Source organism: Ruegeria sp. H9 (genome assembly GCF_056532915.1).
The window spans coordinates 246,889-260,053 of sequence record NZ_JBQFNX010000004.1 but is presented as its reverse complement, the minus strand read 5'-3'; the positions used below and the strand labels follow the sequence as shown (position 1 = coordinate 260,053).

The following is a 13,165-nucleotide window of genomic DNA, read 5'->3' as shown; positions in this document are numbered from 1 at the left end:
ACAGCCCCCTCGTTCCTGCCCTTGCCCCTAGCTCAAACTTGCCTTCAGTTCCAGGCGACGGGCGTGCAGCACAGGCTCGGTATAACCCGAGGGCTGCACCCGCCCCCGGAACACCAGATCACAAGCCGCCTGAAACGCCACCCCGTCAAAACCCGGTGCCATGGGCCTGTAGGCCGGATCGCCTTCGTTCTGACGGTCCACTACTGCGGCCATTTTCTGCATCGCCGCCATCACCTGTTCCTGACTGACCACATCGTGATGCAACCAGTTGGCCAGCGCCTGCGAAGAAATCCGACAGGTCGCGCGGTCCTCCATCAGACCTATGTCGTTGATATCCGGAACTTTCGAACAGCCAACTCCCTGATCAATCCAGCGCACAACATAGCCCAAGATTCCTTGTGCGTTGTTTTCGATCTCACGGGTGATCTCACCAGCGCTGAGATTACGACCGCCCAGCAGAGGTATGGTCAGCAGAGCATTCAACGTACCGCGAGCCCCACCAGCGGCCAATTCATCCTGGCGCGCCAACACATCGATCTTGTGATAGTGGGTTGCATGAAGCGTCGCCGCAGTAGGTGACGGCACCCAGGCGCAGGTTGCACCGGATTGCGGGTGGCCGATCTTGGTCGCCAGCATGTCCGCCATCCGATCGGGCATGGCCCACATACCCTTGCCAATTTGCGCTCTGCCTTTCAGGCCGCAGACCAGTCCGATATCCACATTGCGATCCTCGTAAGACGCAATCCATGGCGTATCCTTGATATCGCCCTTCGGCAGCATCGGGCCTGCTTCCATAGAAGTATGAATCTCATCCCCCGTCCGATCCAGGAATCCGGTATTGATAAAGGCCACGCGCGATTTTGCGGCCCGAATGCATTCCTTGAGGTTGGCCGATGTGCGCCGCTCTTCATCCATAATGCCCAGCTTCACCGTATTGCGCGGCAGGCCCAGGATGTCCTCGACCATGTCGAAAATCTCGACCGAAAACGCCACCTCCTCGGGCCCGTGCATCTTGGGTTTGACCACATAGACCGACCCCTTGACCGAGTTCCCGCCCTCGCGCTTCAGGTCATGCATGGCGATCAGCGTTGTGCAGAGCGCGTCCATCAAACCTTCACCAATCTCGCGCCCTTCGGCATCCAGCACTGCGGGGTTCGTCATTAGATGGCCCACATTTCGCACCAGCATCAGCGACCGACCTTTCAGAGTGGCTGACGTGCCATTCGGAGCCATGTAGGCCAAATCCCCAGCAAGCTTGCGCGTGAAGGTTGTGCCGCCTTTCGTAACCTCTTCGGTCAGGTTGCCGGCCATCAAGCCAAGCCAGTTTCCATAGGCCAACACCTTGTCGGTCGCGTCGACACAAGCAACAGAATCCTCGCAATCCATGATGGTCGAAAGCGCGGATTCCAAACGGACATCAGAAATACCTGCAGGATCGGTGGCGCCAATTGTGCTATGCGCATCAATCCTGACTTGAATGTGCAACCCGTTGTTGCTCAGCAATACAAACTCCGGTGCTTCAGCTGCGCCAGCGTAGCCTGCGAACTGAGACGGGTCGGCGAGCTTCGGTATCAGCGCACCGTCCCTAACGCTTAACCCGGAGACCTCCGCCCAAGACCCTTCGGATAGCGGCACAGCCTCATCCAGGAACGCCTTGGCCCAGGCGATGACCCGCGCACCGCGCCCGGCGTCATAAGCCTTGCCTGTCGGCAGATCGCCTAACGCATCTGTTCCATAAAGCGCATCATATAAACTGCCCCAGCGTGCATTTGCGGCATTCAACGCAAAGCGCGCGTTGGTGATCGGCACTACCAATTGCGGTCCGGGGATTAGCGCGATTTCAGGGTCGACATTGGCTGTCTCGATCTCGAAATCGTCGCCTTCCTCTACCAGATACCCAATCTCACGCAGAAAAGACTGATATTCAGCCGCGTCAATGGGCAACCCCCGCCGCGCCGCGTGCCAGCCATCGATCCGGCCCTGAATGTCAGCCCGCTTGTCCAGCAGCGCCCGGTTTTTCGGCCCAAGCTCATTGGCCAAGCGCGCCAGACCCGCCCAGAAATCAATTGCCGAAACTTCCGTGCCCGGCAGCGCCTTCTGTTCGATGAAATCCACCAGAACCGGGTCAATCTGCAGCCCGTTGCGGGTCTCTCTGCTGCTCATATTCCGAATCCCCTACGATTGTGTGCCATTGTATGCGCTCCTCAATTAGGGCGTTCGTTTCCGATAGGCAACTTCTGTCCCGACATGAGGGGCATTTGACCCAGCGCGAACCGTCTCAAATGAACAGCGGCAATGGCACATCGGTTGCAGCGTCCGCGCGAAGCCCATAACGTCGCGCCAGATTCCCAGTCGATGAGGCCCCCGATGCGCGACGCCGCCCCCACAACGATTTATCTGAAAGACTACACTCCGTTCGGGTTTCTAGTGGACAGTGTGCATCTGACCTTCGATCTGGCCGCACACGCCACTCGCGTCACTTCCCGCATCGCCTTCCGCCCGAACCCCGAAGCGACCGACCGCACGTTTTTTCTGCATGGCGAAGAGCTAAAGCTGATCCGTGCTGCAATTGATGGCGACGTGATCACGCCTGAGGTGACCACCGAAGGCCTCACCGCACCGGTTCCAGACGCGCCTTTCGTGTGGGAGGCCGTGGTCGAGATCGATCCCGGCAATAACACCGCGCTTGAGGGGCTGTATATGTCGAACGGCATGTATTGCACCCAATGCGAGGCCGAAGGGTTTCGCAAGATCACCTATTACCCCGACCGCCCGGATGTGATGTCTACCTTTACGGTGCGCATCAATGGCGACCTTCCCGTGCTGCTATCGAACGGCAACCCTTCGGGCAAAGGCGAGGGCTGGGCTGAATGGGTCGATCCATGGCCCAAACCCGCCTATCTGTTCGCGCTGGTCGCCGGAGAGCTGATCGCCCATCCCGGCCAGTTCACCACCAAATCCGGTCGCGACGTCGAACTGAATCTCTGGGTCCGCCCCGGTGATGAATGCAAATGCGCCTTTGGCATGGAAGCCCTTAAAAAGTCAATGAAATGGGATGAGGACGTCTATGGCCGCGAATACGATCTGGACGTGTTCAACATCGTGGCCGTGGACGATTTCAACATGGGCGCGATGGAGAACAAGGGGCTGAACATCTTCAACTCCTCCGCCGTTCTGGCCAGCCCTGAAACCTCGACCGACATGAATTTCGAACGGATCGAGGCGATCATCGCACATGAGTATTTCCACAACTGGACCGGCAACCGCATCACCTGCCGCGACTGGTTCCAACTGTGCCTGAAGGAGGGGCTGACCGTGTTCCGCGATGCGCAGTTCACCTCGGATATGCGCTCGGCTCCTGTGAAACGTATCCACGATGCCATCGACCTGCGCGCGCGGCAATTCCCCGAAGATAACGGGCCACTCTCGCACCCGGTCCGGCCCGAAAGCTTTCAGGAAATCAACAACTTCTACACCTCAACCGTCTATGAAAAAGGCGCCGAGGTGATCGGGATGCTGAAACGGCTGGTCGGGGATGAGGCCTACAGCAAAGCACTGGACCTGTACTTCGATCGCCACGACGGGCAGGCCTGCACGATCGAAGATTGGCTGAAAGTATTCGAAGACACTACGGGCCGCGACCTGACCCAGTTCAAACGTTGGTACAGCCAATCCGGTACCCCCCGTGTCTCAGTTGCCGAAGACTGGACCGATGGCACCTATACCCTGACGCTGCGCCAACGGACCGAGCCGACGCCGGGGCAAGAAGACAAGCAACCTCAGGTCATCCCTATCGCTGTGGGTCTGCTTGGCCCGAACGGGGACGAGATACGTGCGACCGAAGTGCTGGAACTGACCGAAGCCGAGCAGAGTTTTACCTTTACCGGTCTCGCGGCCAAACCTGTGCCCTCGATCCTGCGCGATTTCTCGGCCCCTGCGATCCTTGAACATGAGATCAGCAATGCCGAACGCGCCTTCCTTCTGGCTCATGACACCGACCCGTTCAACCGCTGGCAGGCAGGGCGGTCACTAGCCGAGGACACCCTGCTGCGCATGATCACCGATGAGGCAACGCCTGATACCGACTATCTTGACGGCTTGCTGGCAGTGCTACGGAATGAGGCGCTGGACCCGGCCTACCGGGCACTGATGCTGGGTCTGCCGACGCAATCGGAACTGGCCGCAACACTATTTGACAAGGGCATCACCCCCGACCCGATGGCGATCTGGCGAGCGGTTGAGACTTTGCGTCAAGCCACTGCGCAACACGTTCAAGACCTGCTCCCCCGTCTGAACAGTGAAACGCTGGTGGACGCGCCTTATCAGCCGAACGCTGAACAATCAGGCAAACGCGCCTTGGGCAGCGCGGCGCTTGCGCTGACCTCGAGACTGGATGGAGGTGCCAAGGCCGCAGAGCAATATGCACGTGCTGACAACATGACCCTGCAGTTGGCCGCGCTGTCTTGTCTGCTCCGCGCGGGCAAAGGCGAACGTGAGCTGGCCGCCTTCTATGATCAATGGCAGCATGACCGGCTGGTCATGGACAAGTGGTTCGCCATGCAGGTCTTGATGACCGGACCGGAAAAAACGGTTGAGACCGCGCACAGGTTGACCGAGCATGCTGATTTTAATTGGAAAAACCCAAATCGTTTCCGCGCCTTGATGGGATCCCTGGCAGGCAACCACGCAGGCTTCCACCAAGCGAACGGAGCAGGTTACGCGCTGCTGGCAGACTGGTTGATCCGACTTGATCCAGTAAACCCGCAGACCACCGCCAGGATGTGCAGCGTGTTCCAAACTTGGAAACGCTATGACGCCGACCGTCAGGCCTTAATACTTGCACAACTGAATCGCATTGCCGACACGCCGAACCTGTCCCGGGACACGACCGAAATGGTCACGCGCATCTTGGGCGCATGACCGCGTTTACGTTCACTCGACAGAACCGAAATCAGCGAACGGTTCTGATCCTGATCGGCGTTTACGCGATGTTGATCGCTTTGATGATCCTGCTGAACGCGGTCTGGTGGCTGATGGCGCTTCTGGCCCTGACTACCCTGCCCGCGCTGTGGGATGTTATCAAGGACACCAGCGCAGGTATGGAGCTGACCGATGAAACCCTGCGTTGGCACACCGGCCAACGTCAGGGACAACTCAAGCTGTCCGAGGTGGATCGATTCCGGTTTGACACGCGGTGGGATTTCTCGGTGCGCGTCTCAGCGGTTCTGAAATCCGACAAACGCGTGCGTTTACCCGATGAATCACTGCCACCACACAAGCAATTCGAAATGGTCCTGAATCAGGCGGGATTCGCGGTCGAACGACATCATTTTAGAGTTTTCTGAAACGATTCATGGAGTCTGGGCCACATTGGCACCTGAATCACGGGTTCTCCGCGACGCAGTCTTGATTTGAGCAGATTTTTTGGCAAACTGGACGGGTTACAAGTTTGTTCCAGTTCGAGTTTTGCCATGTTTTGGTCTTTGAAGGCTTTTGCCGCCCGTATTGTCGGTTCTTCTGATCCCACCCCTACACCTCTGCCTGCGTCCGTCGCCGATGCTACTGCATGGCTTGTTGCCTCGGGGCAGTTGAACATCCCAATCGCAGAATCAGATGAAAATGATGCGATCGGGCATCAGGTGATCGAACGTGGCCGCCATCTGGCGCGGCAGGATATGTGGGCAGAACTGTCGCTGGAGATGCGTGCTGCAGATGAGGGGCGCAAGGCTACCCCTTGCGGGCAGCCGATCTCCGAGCTGTTGGCATTTGGGGCCCGGTCCGATGTGGTTTTGGCGGCCGAGCACGCGCTGTCGGACGGCAAAGCACTGTCAGACTATGATCTGCTGGGCGGGATCTCGGAATTGGAAGGCGAGATTCAGAACCATCCCGATGATCCGATGATCACGCTTGTGGTTGCCTTGGCCCATATCGATTTGGCGTGGGCCTGGCGCGGGACGGCGCACCCGGACACGCTGCCGGCGCTGCACCAATCCCGTTGTGCCGCGCATTTCGACCGAGCTGCTGCCCTGCTTCCGAAATGCCGCGCTGCGCTGCCCGACAGTCCGGCGATTGCTGCAGCGGATTGCGCCTTGCTAGCAGGACACATTGATCCGCGCACCCGCGTTGCTGACAAATACGAGGCCCTGATCACGCTGGATCCCCAGAACCATCGCCACATGCGCGCGATGGGCAGTCACCTGCTGCCGCGCTGGTTCGGCAGCTATGAACAGCTTGAGGTGCAAGCCTTGCGAAACGCCGCACGGACCCAGAAAAACTGGGGAGCGGGTGGGTATACCTGGGTGCAATTCGACGCCATCGCGCTGGATGACGAGGCCTGCGCGCGGGTAGATGTCGAGTACTTCCTTGAAGGTTTGCGCGATATCGTTGCACGTCGTCCGGACCAGCAGACAATTAACCTGCTGGCGGCCTATTGCTCGGTCACACTGCAGAACAGAATGGGCCAGAACCCGCGCGCCGATATCGCCCGCAAACAGATTTGCGAGGCCGCAAACTGGCTAATCCGCGATCACATGACCGAACTGCATCCGCTGATCTGGGCCCATGCGGCTAACGGGTTCAATAACAGCCTTCGCGTCAACTCGGCCGAGCGTTTTGCCGCCCGTGGTCGCCGCGATGCGCTGAAGGCAATCGCCAATCTGTTGCGGGATGAGTTGCGCAGTGGGCAGAGTGTGACCTTTACACCGTCGGGGCTGCAGTTCTCGGGTAACTAAAGCGCCATTGCCCCTTGCCCCTTTGGCGCGCCGGGCCTAATACGCAGGCTTAGACTTCTGCGGAAATGAGGCGCGCCATGCTCGACCTGACATACGAAATGCCCAAACCCAAAACCATTGCCGGGGCCAAGCACGATTGGGAACTGGTGATCGGGATGGAGGTGCACGCTCAGGTCTCGTCCAACGCCAAACTATTCTCGGGCGCGTCGACCCAATTCGGGGCCGAGCCGAATTCGAACGTGGCGTTTGTGGACGCCGCAATGCCGGGGATGCTGCCGGTGATCAACGAGTATTGTGTTGAACAGGCTGTGCGCACCGGGCTGGGTTTGAAAGCAGATATCAACTTGAAATCGGCGTTTGACCGCAAGAACTATTTCTATCCTGACCTGCCGCAGGGCTACCAAATTTCCCAGCTTTATCAGCCTATTGTGGGTGAAGGCGAAGTGCTGGTCGAGATGGGCGACGGTACCGCGCGCATGGTCCGCATCGAACGCATCCACATGGAGCAGGACGCAGGCAAATCGATCCACGACATGGATCCGCATATGTCCTTTGTCGACCTGAACCGGACCGGCGTCTGCCTGATGGAGATCGTTTCGCGCCCCGATATTCGCGGGCCGGAAGAGGCTGCGGCCTACATCGCCAAGCTGCGCCAGATCATGCGTTACTTAGGCACCTGCGACGGCAATATGCAGAACGGCAACTTGCGGGCGGACGTAAACGTTTCGATCTGTTTGCCGGGTGCTTACGAGAAGTATCAGGAAACACAGGACTTTTCGCATCTGGGCACGCGCTGCGAGATCAAGAACATGAACTCGATGCGGTTCATCCAGCAGGCGATTGAGGTCGAAGCCCGCCGTCAGATCGCAATCGTCGAAGCGGGTGGCGAGATTGATCAGGAAACCCGTCTGTATGACCCGGACAAGGGTGAGACACGCTCGATGAGGTCCAAAGAAGAGGCGCATGACTATCGCTACTTCCCTGACCCCGATCTGCTGCCGCTGGAGATCGAACAGGCATGGGTGGATGACATCGCCGCCAATCTGCCCGAGCTGCCAGACGATAAAAAAGCTCGTTTTATCAGTGCGTTCGGCCTGACCGACTATGACGCATCGGTGCTGACCGCCGAGGTGGAATCGGCTGCTTATTTCGAAGAGGTCGCCAAGGGGCGCAGCGGCAAGCTGGCCGCGAACTGGGTCATCAACGAACTGTTTGGTCGCCTGAAAAAAGAAGACCACGACATCACCGAGTCTCCGGTGTCTCCGGCTCAGTTGGCGGGTATCATTGATCTGATTTCGTCGGATGCCATCTCGGGCAAGATTGCCAAGGATCTGTTCGAAATCGTCTATACCGAAGGCGGTGACCCGGCGCAGATCGTTGAAGACCGCGGCATGAAACAGGTGACAGATACCGGCGCGATCGAGGCCGCTTTGGACGAGATCATCGCCGCCAATCCGGCGCAGGTAGAGAAGGCAAAGGTGAACCCGAAACTGGCCGGTTGGTTCGTCGGTCAGGTGATGAAGGCCACCGGCGGCAAGGCCAACCCGAAGGCCGTTAATGAATTGGTCAGTAAAAAGCTGGGTTCGTAAATCTTCCGAGTTGTACAAACCCCGGACAGGGGTTTGTTCGACTTGTACATAACGAAAACTTAATTTCAGAGCGCTCAATTCGGGCAAGCCATCGGCTTGACTCCCCGCCTGAATGCGCATTCTCATCTCGCCAAGTCAGAGAGGTGAGCATCTATGAAAAATCGTTTCGATCAGGAACTGGAAACCCGGTTGGTGCGCTATGCCGCCATCGACAGCCAGAGCGATGAGACCTCGCCATCGACCCCCAGCACCGAAATCCAGTTCGACATGCTGAACCTGCTGAAGCAAGAGCTTACCGAAATCGGTGCGCAGGATGTTGAGATGACTGGTGACAGCGTCGTGGTGGCAACCATCCCTGGTACGGCCGAAGGACCGACCATCGGGTTTCTGGCGCATGTAGACACCGCGCCTCAGTTCAACGCAACCGGGGTCAAGCCGCGGGTGATCAAGGGGTATAATGGCGGCGAGATTACATTCCCCGATGACCCCGATCTGGTGCTTTCGCCCGAAGAACACCCCTATCTGGCCGAGAAGATCGGGCATGACCTGATCACCGCCTCAGGCACCACGCTACTGGGGGCCGATGACAAGGCGGGCGTTTCGATCCTGATGACGATGGCGCGACACCTGCTTGAGAACAAGGACATGCACCATGGTCCGATTCGCATCGCCTTTACCCCGGATGAAGAGATCGGGCGCGGTGTTACCGAACAGCTGCCCAAAGATCTGGGCGCGGATTTCGCCTATACGCTGGACGGGCAGGAACTGGGTGAGATCGAATACGAAAGCTTCTCGGCCGACCGAGCGGTGATTAAGATCACCGGCGTGTCGATCCACCCGGGACTGGCCAAAGACAAAATGGTAAACGCGGCGCATCTGGCTGCAAAGATTGTGCAGACCCTACCTCAGGCAACGATGACGCCCGAGGTGACGGATGGGCGCCAGGGGTTCATCCATGTCACCGATATGAACGGCGGCTCGTCCGAGATGGAGATAAAACTGATCCTGCGCGATTTCGAGATGGATGCGCTGGAAGCCCAGCGCGAGATCGTCCGACAAGTCTGCGCCGCCGTACAGGCCACCGAGCCGCGTGCGACCATCACCTGCGACATCTCCCATCAGTATCGCAACATGCGCTATTGGCTGGAAAATGACATGACGCCGGTTGATCTGGCCCGCGAGGCCTGCCGTGAACAAGGGATCGAGCCGGTCTCGGTGCCGATCCGGGGTGGCACCGACGGCTCGCGCCTGACCGAATTTGGCACACCGACACCTAATATCTTCACAGGCATGCAATGCATACACGGCCCGTTGGAATGGATTTCGGTGCAGGACATGGCGGTCGCGACAGAAACCTGCTTGTCACTCGTAGGCAAAGCAGCGCGGAGCTAAGGCCACAGTGCGGGCCGAAATTCGCCAATGCGCGATCTTGGCTTTCGCCCGCCCGTCAAAATGTTAATTTGCCCCGACACGGCAATCAGGACCAGTTGATGCAGCGCTACGAATACAAAGTTGTCCCCGCTCCGCAAAAGGGCACCAAGGCGAAGGGCGTGAAAACGCCCGAGGGCCGGTTTGCCACCTCGATCGAGCAACTGCTGAACCAGATGGGACAGGATGGCTGGGAGTATCAGCGCGCCGAATTGCTGCCCAGCGAAGAACGTTCGGGGCTGACCGGGTCAACCACCAACTGGCGCAACGTGTTGGTTTTCCGCCGGGCTCTGGCGTTGGAAAAACCTGAACAGCCCGAACTCGTCGAAGAGGACACCGCCCCAACCGCGCGCGCAGTCCCGGGACCCGAAGAGGTTTTGGCCAAAACTCCTGCCGCCCCTGCCCCAATCTCGGAAGAGCCCGAAGACCCGCCCTTGTCTTTGAAACCTTCGGACGAAGTGGCGGATGATGAAGTGCGCCCCGAGCAAGCACGCCCAGCCGAGCCGTGATTGGATAACAATCAATCGAAGGATCCCGCGTGAAGAGGCAAGGCCCTTATACCCTGCCCCATAACGGTTATGCTTTGTCAGTTCCGACCCGCGAACCCCATCGGCGAGAAACGACGCAGTAAGGGGATTGCTGCTGAGCCAGTTGACCTTGAATTTGGCACATCCAGGAAGCTAGGCGCGCAACCGCCAGACAGGGCAATTAAATGACCTGCGAAACCAATAATTGCGGAGCCAAAAACGAGCGTGGGGTAAGAGGGTTTATTACAAGGTTATCAATTGCAAGCTGATTGCCCTGCATACATCCCAGCGCCTGCACCTGCTGCAGTCGCGAGTGTCTTGCCTGTACCGCCACCGAACCGATTTCCAACCACTCCCCCAAGGGCAGCGCCACCAAGGATTCCCGCAGCGCAGCGGGCGTCTTGCTGTACCTGCGCCTGAGTTGGCGTCGTCGGAGCCCCGCAAGCAGCCAAGAGCAGTGAGGTCGCAAGCGCACAGGTTGTCAGTGCTTTGTTCATCTCGATTGCCTCTCAAATACCAAATAGTTATCTGAGTAAGTGGCTCTGGCGCGTCTAGCGTACAAGAGATCAGCGTCTGTTTGATTCGAGATTAATCAAAACTTAATAAAGAAGACTAAGGGTCGAGCGCCTAAAGCGATATTTGCTGGTTTCCGATCGTTGCGGGTGCCGGGTTCCTGGTAAACCCCGACATTGGACGGTCGCGTTTTAATTGTAGAAAGCGGGCGATGAGCGCGGAGCATCACAGTAAGATTTGACGCACAATAAAGCGCGACTACTGAATCTTCTGTTCCCCTATATTTGCCCCCAAGACCACATAGGTCGCGAGCCAGATCGAGCAAATATACATAGATATCTGAAGAGATGGTGCCCCCACACGGACTCGAACCGCGGACCTACTGATTACAAATCAGTTGCTCTACCAGCTGAGCTATAGGGGCACTGGGTGTCGATTAATATCTCGGAACAGGGACTGCAAGCCCGAAATTTCGGGTCATCTTAACTTTGTGCTGGTTTGCCTTAGGATAACAGTAATAACAGGCCTCATCCGAATTTGACTGCACCGGGGACAGGTTGTAACCCAAGCGGCGATCCCGACCGAGGTAAGGACAATTCCGATATGCAGATGGTCATCCAAGCCGGAGCGCACTTTACCGACCATGATCACCTGCTCAATCTGCTGCAGGTGAATGCGGATCTGGTTGCGGGAAATCATACTGCCTTTTGGGGGCTTCGTCCATTCAGAAAGATCTTTCGACCTGCGCTGAAACCCTCTGCCGACCGGCCATCAAATCAGGATACACTGGCGCGATTTCATAAACTGTTCCCCAACGGGCAGCAGGTTGACCGGGCGATCTTGTCGAGCGCGCTTTACCTAGGGGAACGGCCTTCCATCATCATGGATGGGCAATTTTACGCGAATGCCGGTCAAAGGTTGGCCTATCTGGATAATCTGTTCAACGACTCGACGGTTGAGCTATTCGTCGGGCTACGTAATCCCGGCAGCTTTATTCCCAAGGTGCTGATGCTGCTATCGGCGCCTGAGCGCGAGCATATCATTGCCACCACCGATCTGAGTTGCCTGAGTTGGCTCGCCATGATCGAAGACATTCGCGACCTAGCGCCAGATGTCAAAATCACTTTGTGGAGCAACGAGGATTCGCCGCTGATCTGCGGCGACATCGCGCGCGCACTTGTAGGGCTACCCGAGGACACGCCGCTGGAACAGGAATACGCTCTGCTGTCCTCACTTGTCTCAGACATGGGCAAACAGGAGATTCAGAGCTTGTTAGAGCATCAAGCGGCCCCCAATGATCCCGTGCTCAGGGGCAGGCTGGCGCAGGTGTTTCAGCAGCATGCGCTGACGGATGAAATCGAAGAAGAGGTGGAGCTGCCTGGCTGGAACGAAGATATCGTTACCGCCTTTACCGAGCTTTATGAGCAGGATCTGGCACGGCTGCAGACCATGCCAGATATACGTTTTCTGAACCCGTAAGCGGCTGGCGCTACATGCCCAGCGCTTCCTTGTACATTTCCAGTACCGCCTCTTCCTCGGCGATGTCGTCCTTGTCGCGCTTGCGAAGAGCGACGACCTTGCGCATGACCTTGGTGTCGTAGCCGCGGGCCTTGGCCTCGGCCATGACCTCTTTCTGCTGGTCAGCGATATCTTTCTTTTCGGCCTCAAGACGCTCGAACCGTTCGACGAACTGGCGCAGCTCGCCTGCGGTCACTCGGTAGTTGGCTGCGGCCTGATCTTCGGTGATGTCTTCCATCTGCGTCTCTCCCAAGGGCTGAAAATAAGGTGCCGGATACATCGGCACTGACCCGACCGCAAGCGTGCATTCTGCACGGCGGGCTTGTCTGACCTGCGCCGATCCGATAAGCGCGGTCACGGATTCAAAGGGTGAGCGTAAACAACCATGTTCGACATTATCGTCTGGGGCGGGGCCGCCCTGTCTGTGGCCGGGCTGGTCGGTCTGGTCTGGTGCATCCTGCAAGTGATGAAAGCGCGCAAAGCCAACCTGACGGATGACGAGTTGCGCGCTGCAGTTCAGGGTGTTCTGCCTTGGAATCTGGCGTCGCTTTTCCTGTCGGTACTTGGGCTGATGATGGTTATCCTGGGCATTTCGCTGGGATAACCAGATCGATCAGATCGGCATATTGTCGAACCGCGCCTCAAGCACGTCTTCGCATAGCGCAGCATCCAGCCGACGCAAGCGCGATGGGATATGAACCCCCTGCGCGCGCATTTTATCCAGAACCATGCTGACATGTGGCTGAAGCTCTAGCCGGGTCTCAAGACACGCACCATTCAGCTTTTGTTCAAGCCGTTCCGCTTCGGTAAAAAGATCCTGAGCAGTCATTTCCTTCCTCCCATATGGTGCCAATGTGCC

Annotated in this window: 12 protein-coding genes and 1 tRNA gene; 8 read left to right on the top strand and 5 right to left on the bottom strand. The window is 57.8% G+C overall.

Annotated elements, in window-relative coordinates; translation table 11 throughout:
* Positions 1–27: 27 nt before the first annotated feature.
* A complete protein-coding gene (locus ACR0CZ_RS17270) occupies positions 28–2,163 on the bottom strand; it encodes a malate synthase G (RefSeq protein WP_170397137.1) in 2,136 nt (711 codons plus the stop codon).
* Positions 2,164–2,367: 204 nt separating this feature from the next.
* Here ACR0CZ_RS17270 and pepN point away from each other — a divergent pair, with 204 nt between their 5' ends.
* The 6 genes from pepN (at position 2,368) to ACR0CZ_RS17240 (ending at position 10,257) form a co-directional block, all read left to right on the top strand.
* Positions 2,368–4,920, top strand: a complete 2,553-nt coding sequence (pepN, locus tag ACR0CZ_RS17265; RefSeq protein WP_480537204.1) for an aminopeptidase N — start codon at positions 2,368–2,370, stop codon at positions 4,918–4,920.
* Positions 4,917–5,345 (top strand): hypothetical protein, encoded by a 429-nt coding sequence (locus ACR0CZ_RS17260; RefSeq protein WP_170397141.1) that lies wholly within the window; start codon positions 4,917–4,919, stop codon positions 5,343–5,345. Before pepN ends, ACR0CZ_RS17260 begins: the two co-directional genes overlap by 4 nt.
* Before the next feature lie 126 nt (positions 5,346–5,471).
* Positions 5,472–6,731, top strand: a complete 1,260-nt coding sequence (locus ACR0CZ_RS17255; RefSeq protein ID WP_170404131.1) for a hypothetical protein — start codon at positions 5,472–5,474, stop codon at positions 6,729–6,731.
* A 77-nt stretch (positions 6,732–6,808) separates the two neighbouring features.
* A complete protein-coding gene (gatB, locus tag ACR0CZ_RS17250; RefSeq protein ID WP_170397144.1) occupies positions 6,809–8,320 on the top strand; it encodes an Asp-tRNA(Asn)/Glu-tRNA(Gln) amidotransferase subunit GatB in 1,512 nt (503 codons plus the stop codon).
* A gap of 153 nt (positions 8,321–8,473) precedes the next feature.
* Positions 8,474–9,712, top strand: coding sequence for a peptidase T (gene pepT / locus ACR0CZ_RS17245; RefSeq protein WP_170466024.1), 1,239 nt, complete (start codon positions 8,474–8,476; stop codon positions 9,710–9,712).
* A 98-nt stretch (positions 9,713–9,810) separates the two neighbouring features.
* Positions 9,811–10,257, top strand: a complete 447-nt coding sequence (locus ACR0CZ_RS17240) for a DUF4177 domain-containing protein (protein WP_170397148.1) — start codon at positions 9,811–9,813, stop codon at positions 10,255–10,257.
* A gap of 272 nt (positions 10,258–10,529) precedes the next feature.
* Here the strand turns inward: ACR0CZ_RS17240 and ACR0CZ_RS17235 are convergent, their stop codons facing one another.
* Positions 10,530–10,772, bottom strand: a complete 243-nt coding sequence (locus tag ACR0CZ_RS17235; RefSeq protein WP_170397150.1) for a glycine zipper 2TM domain-containing protein — start codon at positions 10,770–10,772, stop codon at positions 10,530–10,532.
* 364 nt (positions 10,773–11,136) lie between these two features.
* Positions 11,137–11,212 (bottom strand) — tRNA-Thr (locus ACR0CZ_RS17230).
* A gap of 179 nt (positions 11,213–11,391) precedes the next feature.
* On the opposite strand from ACR0CZ_RS17230, the gene ACR0CZ_RS17225 reads away from it, so the two are divergent.
* Positions 11,392–12,267: a hypothetical protein gene (locus ACR0CZ_RS17225; protein WP_170397152.1), complete on the top strand. Its 876-nt coding sequence runs from the start codon at positions 11,392–11,394 to the stop codon at positions 12,265–12,267.
* A gap of 10 nt (positions 12,268–12,277) precedes the next feature.
* On the opposite strand, the gene ACR0CZ_RS17220 is transcribed toward ACR0CZ_RS17225, so the two are convergent.
* Positions 12,278–12,544 (bottom strand): DUF2312 domain-containing protein, encoded by a 267-nt coding sequence (locus ACR0CZ_RS17220; RefSeq protein WP_170397751.1) that lies wholly within the window; start codon positions 12,542–12,544, stop codon positions 12,278–12,280.
* A 147-nt stretch (positions 12,545–12,691) separates the two neighbouring features.
* Here ACR0CZ_RS17220 and ACR0CZ_RS17215 point away from each other — a divergent pair, with 147 nt between their 5' ends.
* Positions 12,692–12,910, top strand: coding sequence for a hypothetical protein (locus tag ACR0CZ_RS17215; RefSeq protein WP_170397154.1), 219 nt, complete (start codon positions 12,692–12,694; stop codon positions 12,908–12,910).
* A gap of 9 nt (positions 12,911–12,919) precedes the next feature.
* Here the strand turns inward: ACR0CZ_RS17215 and ACR0CZ_RS17210 are convergent, their stop codons facing one another.
* Positions 12,920–13,135, bottom strand: coding sequence for a hypothetical protein (locus tag ACR0CZ_RS17210; RefSeq protein ID WP_170397156.1), 216 nt, complete (start codon positions 13,133–13,135; stop codon positions 12,920–12,922).
* Positions 13,136–13,165: the final 30 nt, after the last annotated feature.

Bases quoted from the DNA above. Each gene is read 5' to 3' on its own strand.
- ACR0CZ_RS17270 (WP_170397137.1), bottom strand. From the start codon at position 2,163: ATGAGCAGCAGAGAGACCCGCAACGGGCTGCAGATTGACCCGGTTCTG.
- pepN (WP_480537204.1), top strand. From the start codon at position 2,368: ATGCGCGACGCCGCCCCCACAACGATTTATCTGAAAGACTACACTCCG.
- ACR0CZ_RS17260 (WP_170397141.1), top strand. From the start codon at position 4,917: ATGACCGCGTTTACGTTCACTCGACAGAACCGAAATCAGCGAACGGTT.
- ACR0CZ_RS17255 (WP_170404131.1), top strand. From the start codon at position 5,472: ATGTTTTGGTCTTTGAAGGCTTTTGCCGCCCGTATTGTCGGTTCTTCT.
- gatB (WP_170397144.1), top strand. From the start codon at position 6,809: ATGCTCGACCTGACATACGAAATGCCCAAACCCAAAACCATTGCCGGG.
- pepT (WP_170466024.1), top strand. From the start codon at position 8,474: ATGAAAAATCGTTTCGATCAGGAACTGGAAACCCGGTTGGTGCGCTAT.
- ACR0CZ_RS17240 (WP_170397148.1), top strand. From the start codon at position 9,811: ATGCAGCGCTACGAATACAAAGTTGTCCCCGCTCCGCAAAAGGGCACC.
- ACR0CZ_RS17235 (WP_170397150.1), bottom strand. From the start codon at position 10,772: ATGAACAAAGCACTGACAACCTGTGCGCTTGCGACCTCACTGCTCTTG.
- ACR0CZ_RS17225 (WP_170397152.1), top strand. From the start codon at position 11,392: ATGCAGATGGTCATCCAAGCCGGAGCGCACTTTACCGACCATGATCAC.
- ACR0CZ_RS17220 (WP_170397751.1), bottom strand. From the start codon at position 12,544: ATGGAAGACATCACCGAAGATCAGGCCGCAGCCAACTACCGAGTGACC.
- ACR0CZ_RS17215 (WP_170397154.1), top strand. From the start codon at position 12,692: ATGTTCGACATTATCGTCTGGGGCGGGGCCGCCCTGTCTGTGGCCGGG.
- ACR0CZ_RS17210 (WP_170397156.1), bottom strand. From the start codon at position 13,135: ATGACTGCTCAGGATCTTTTTACCGAAGCGGAACGGCTTGAACAAAAG.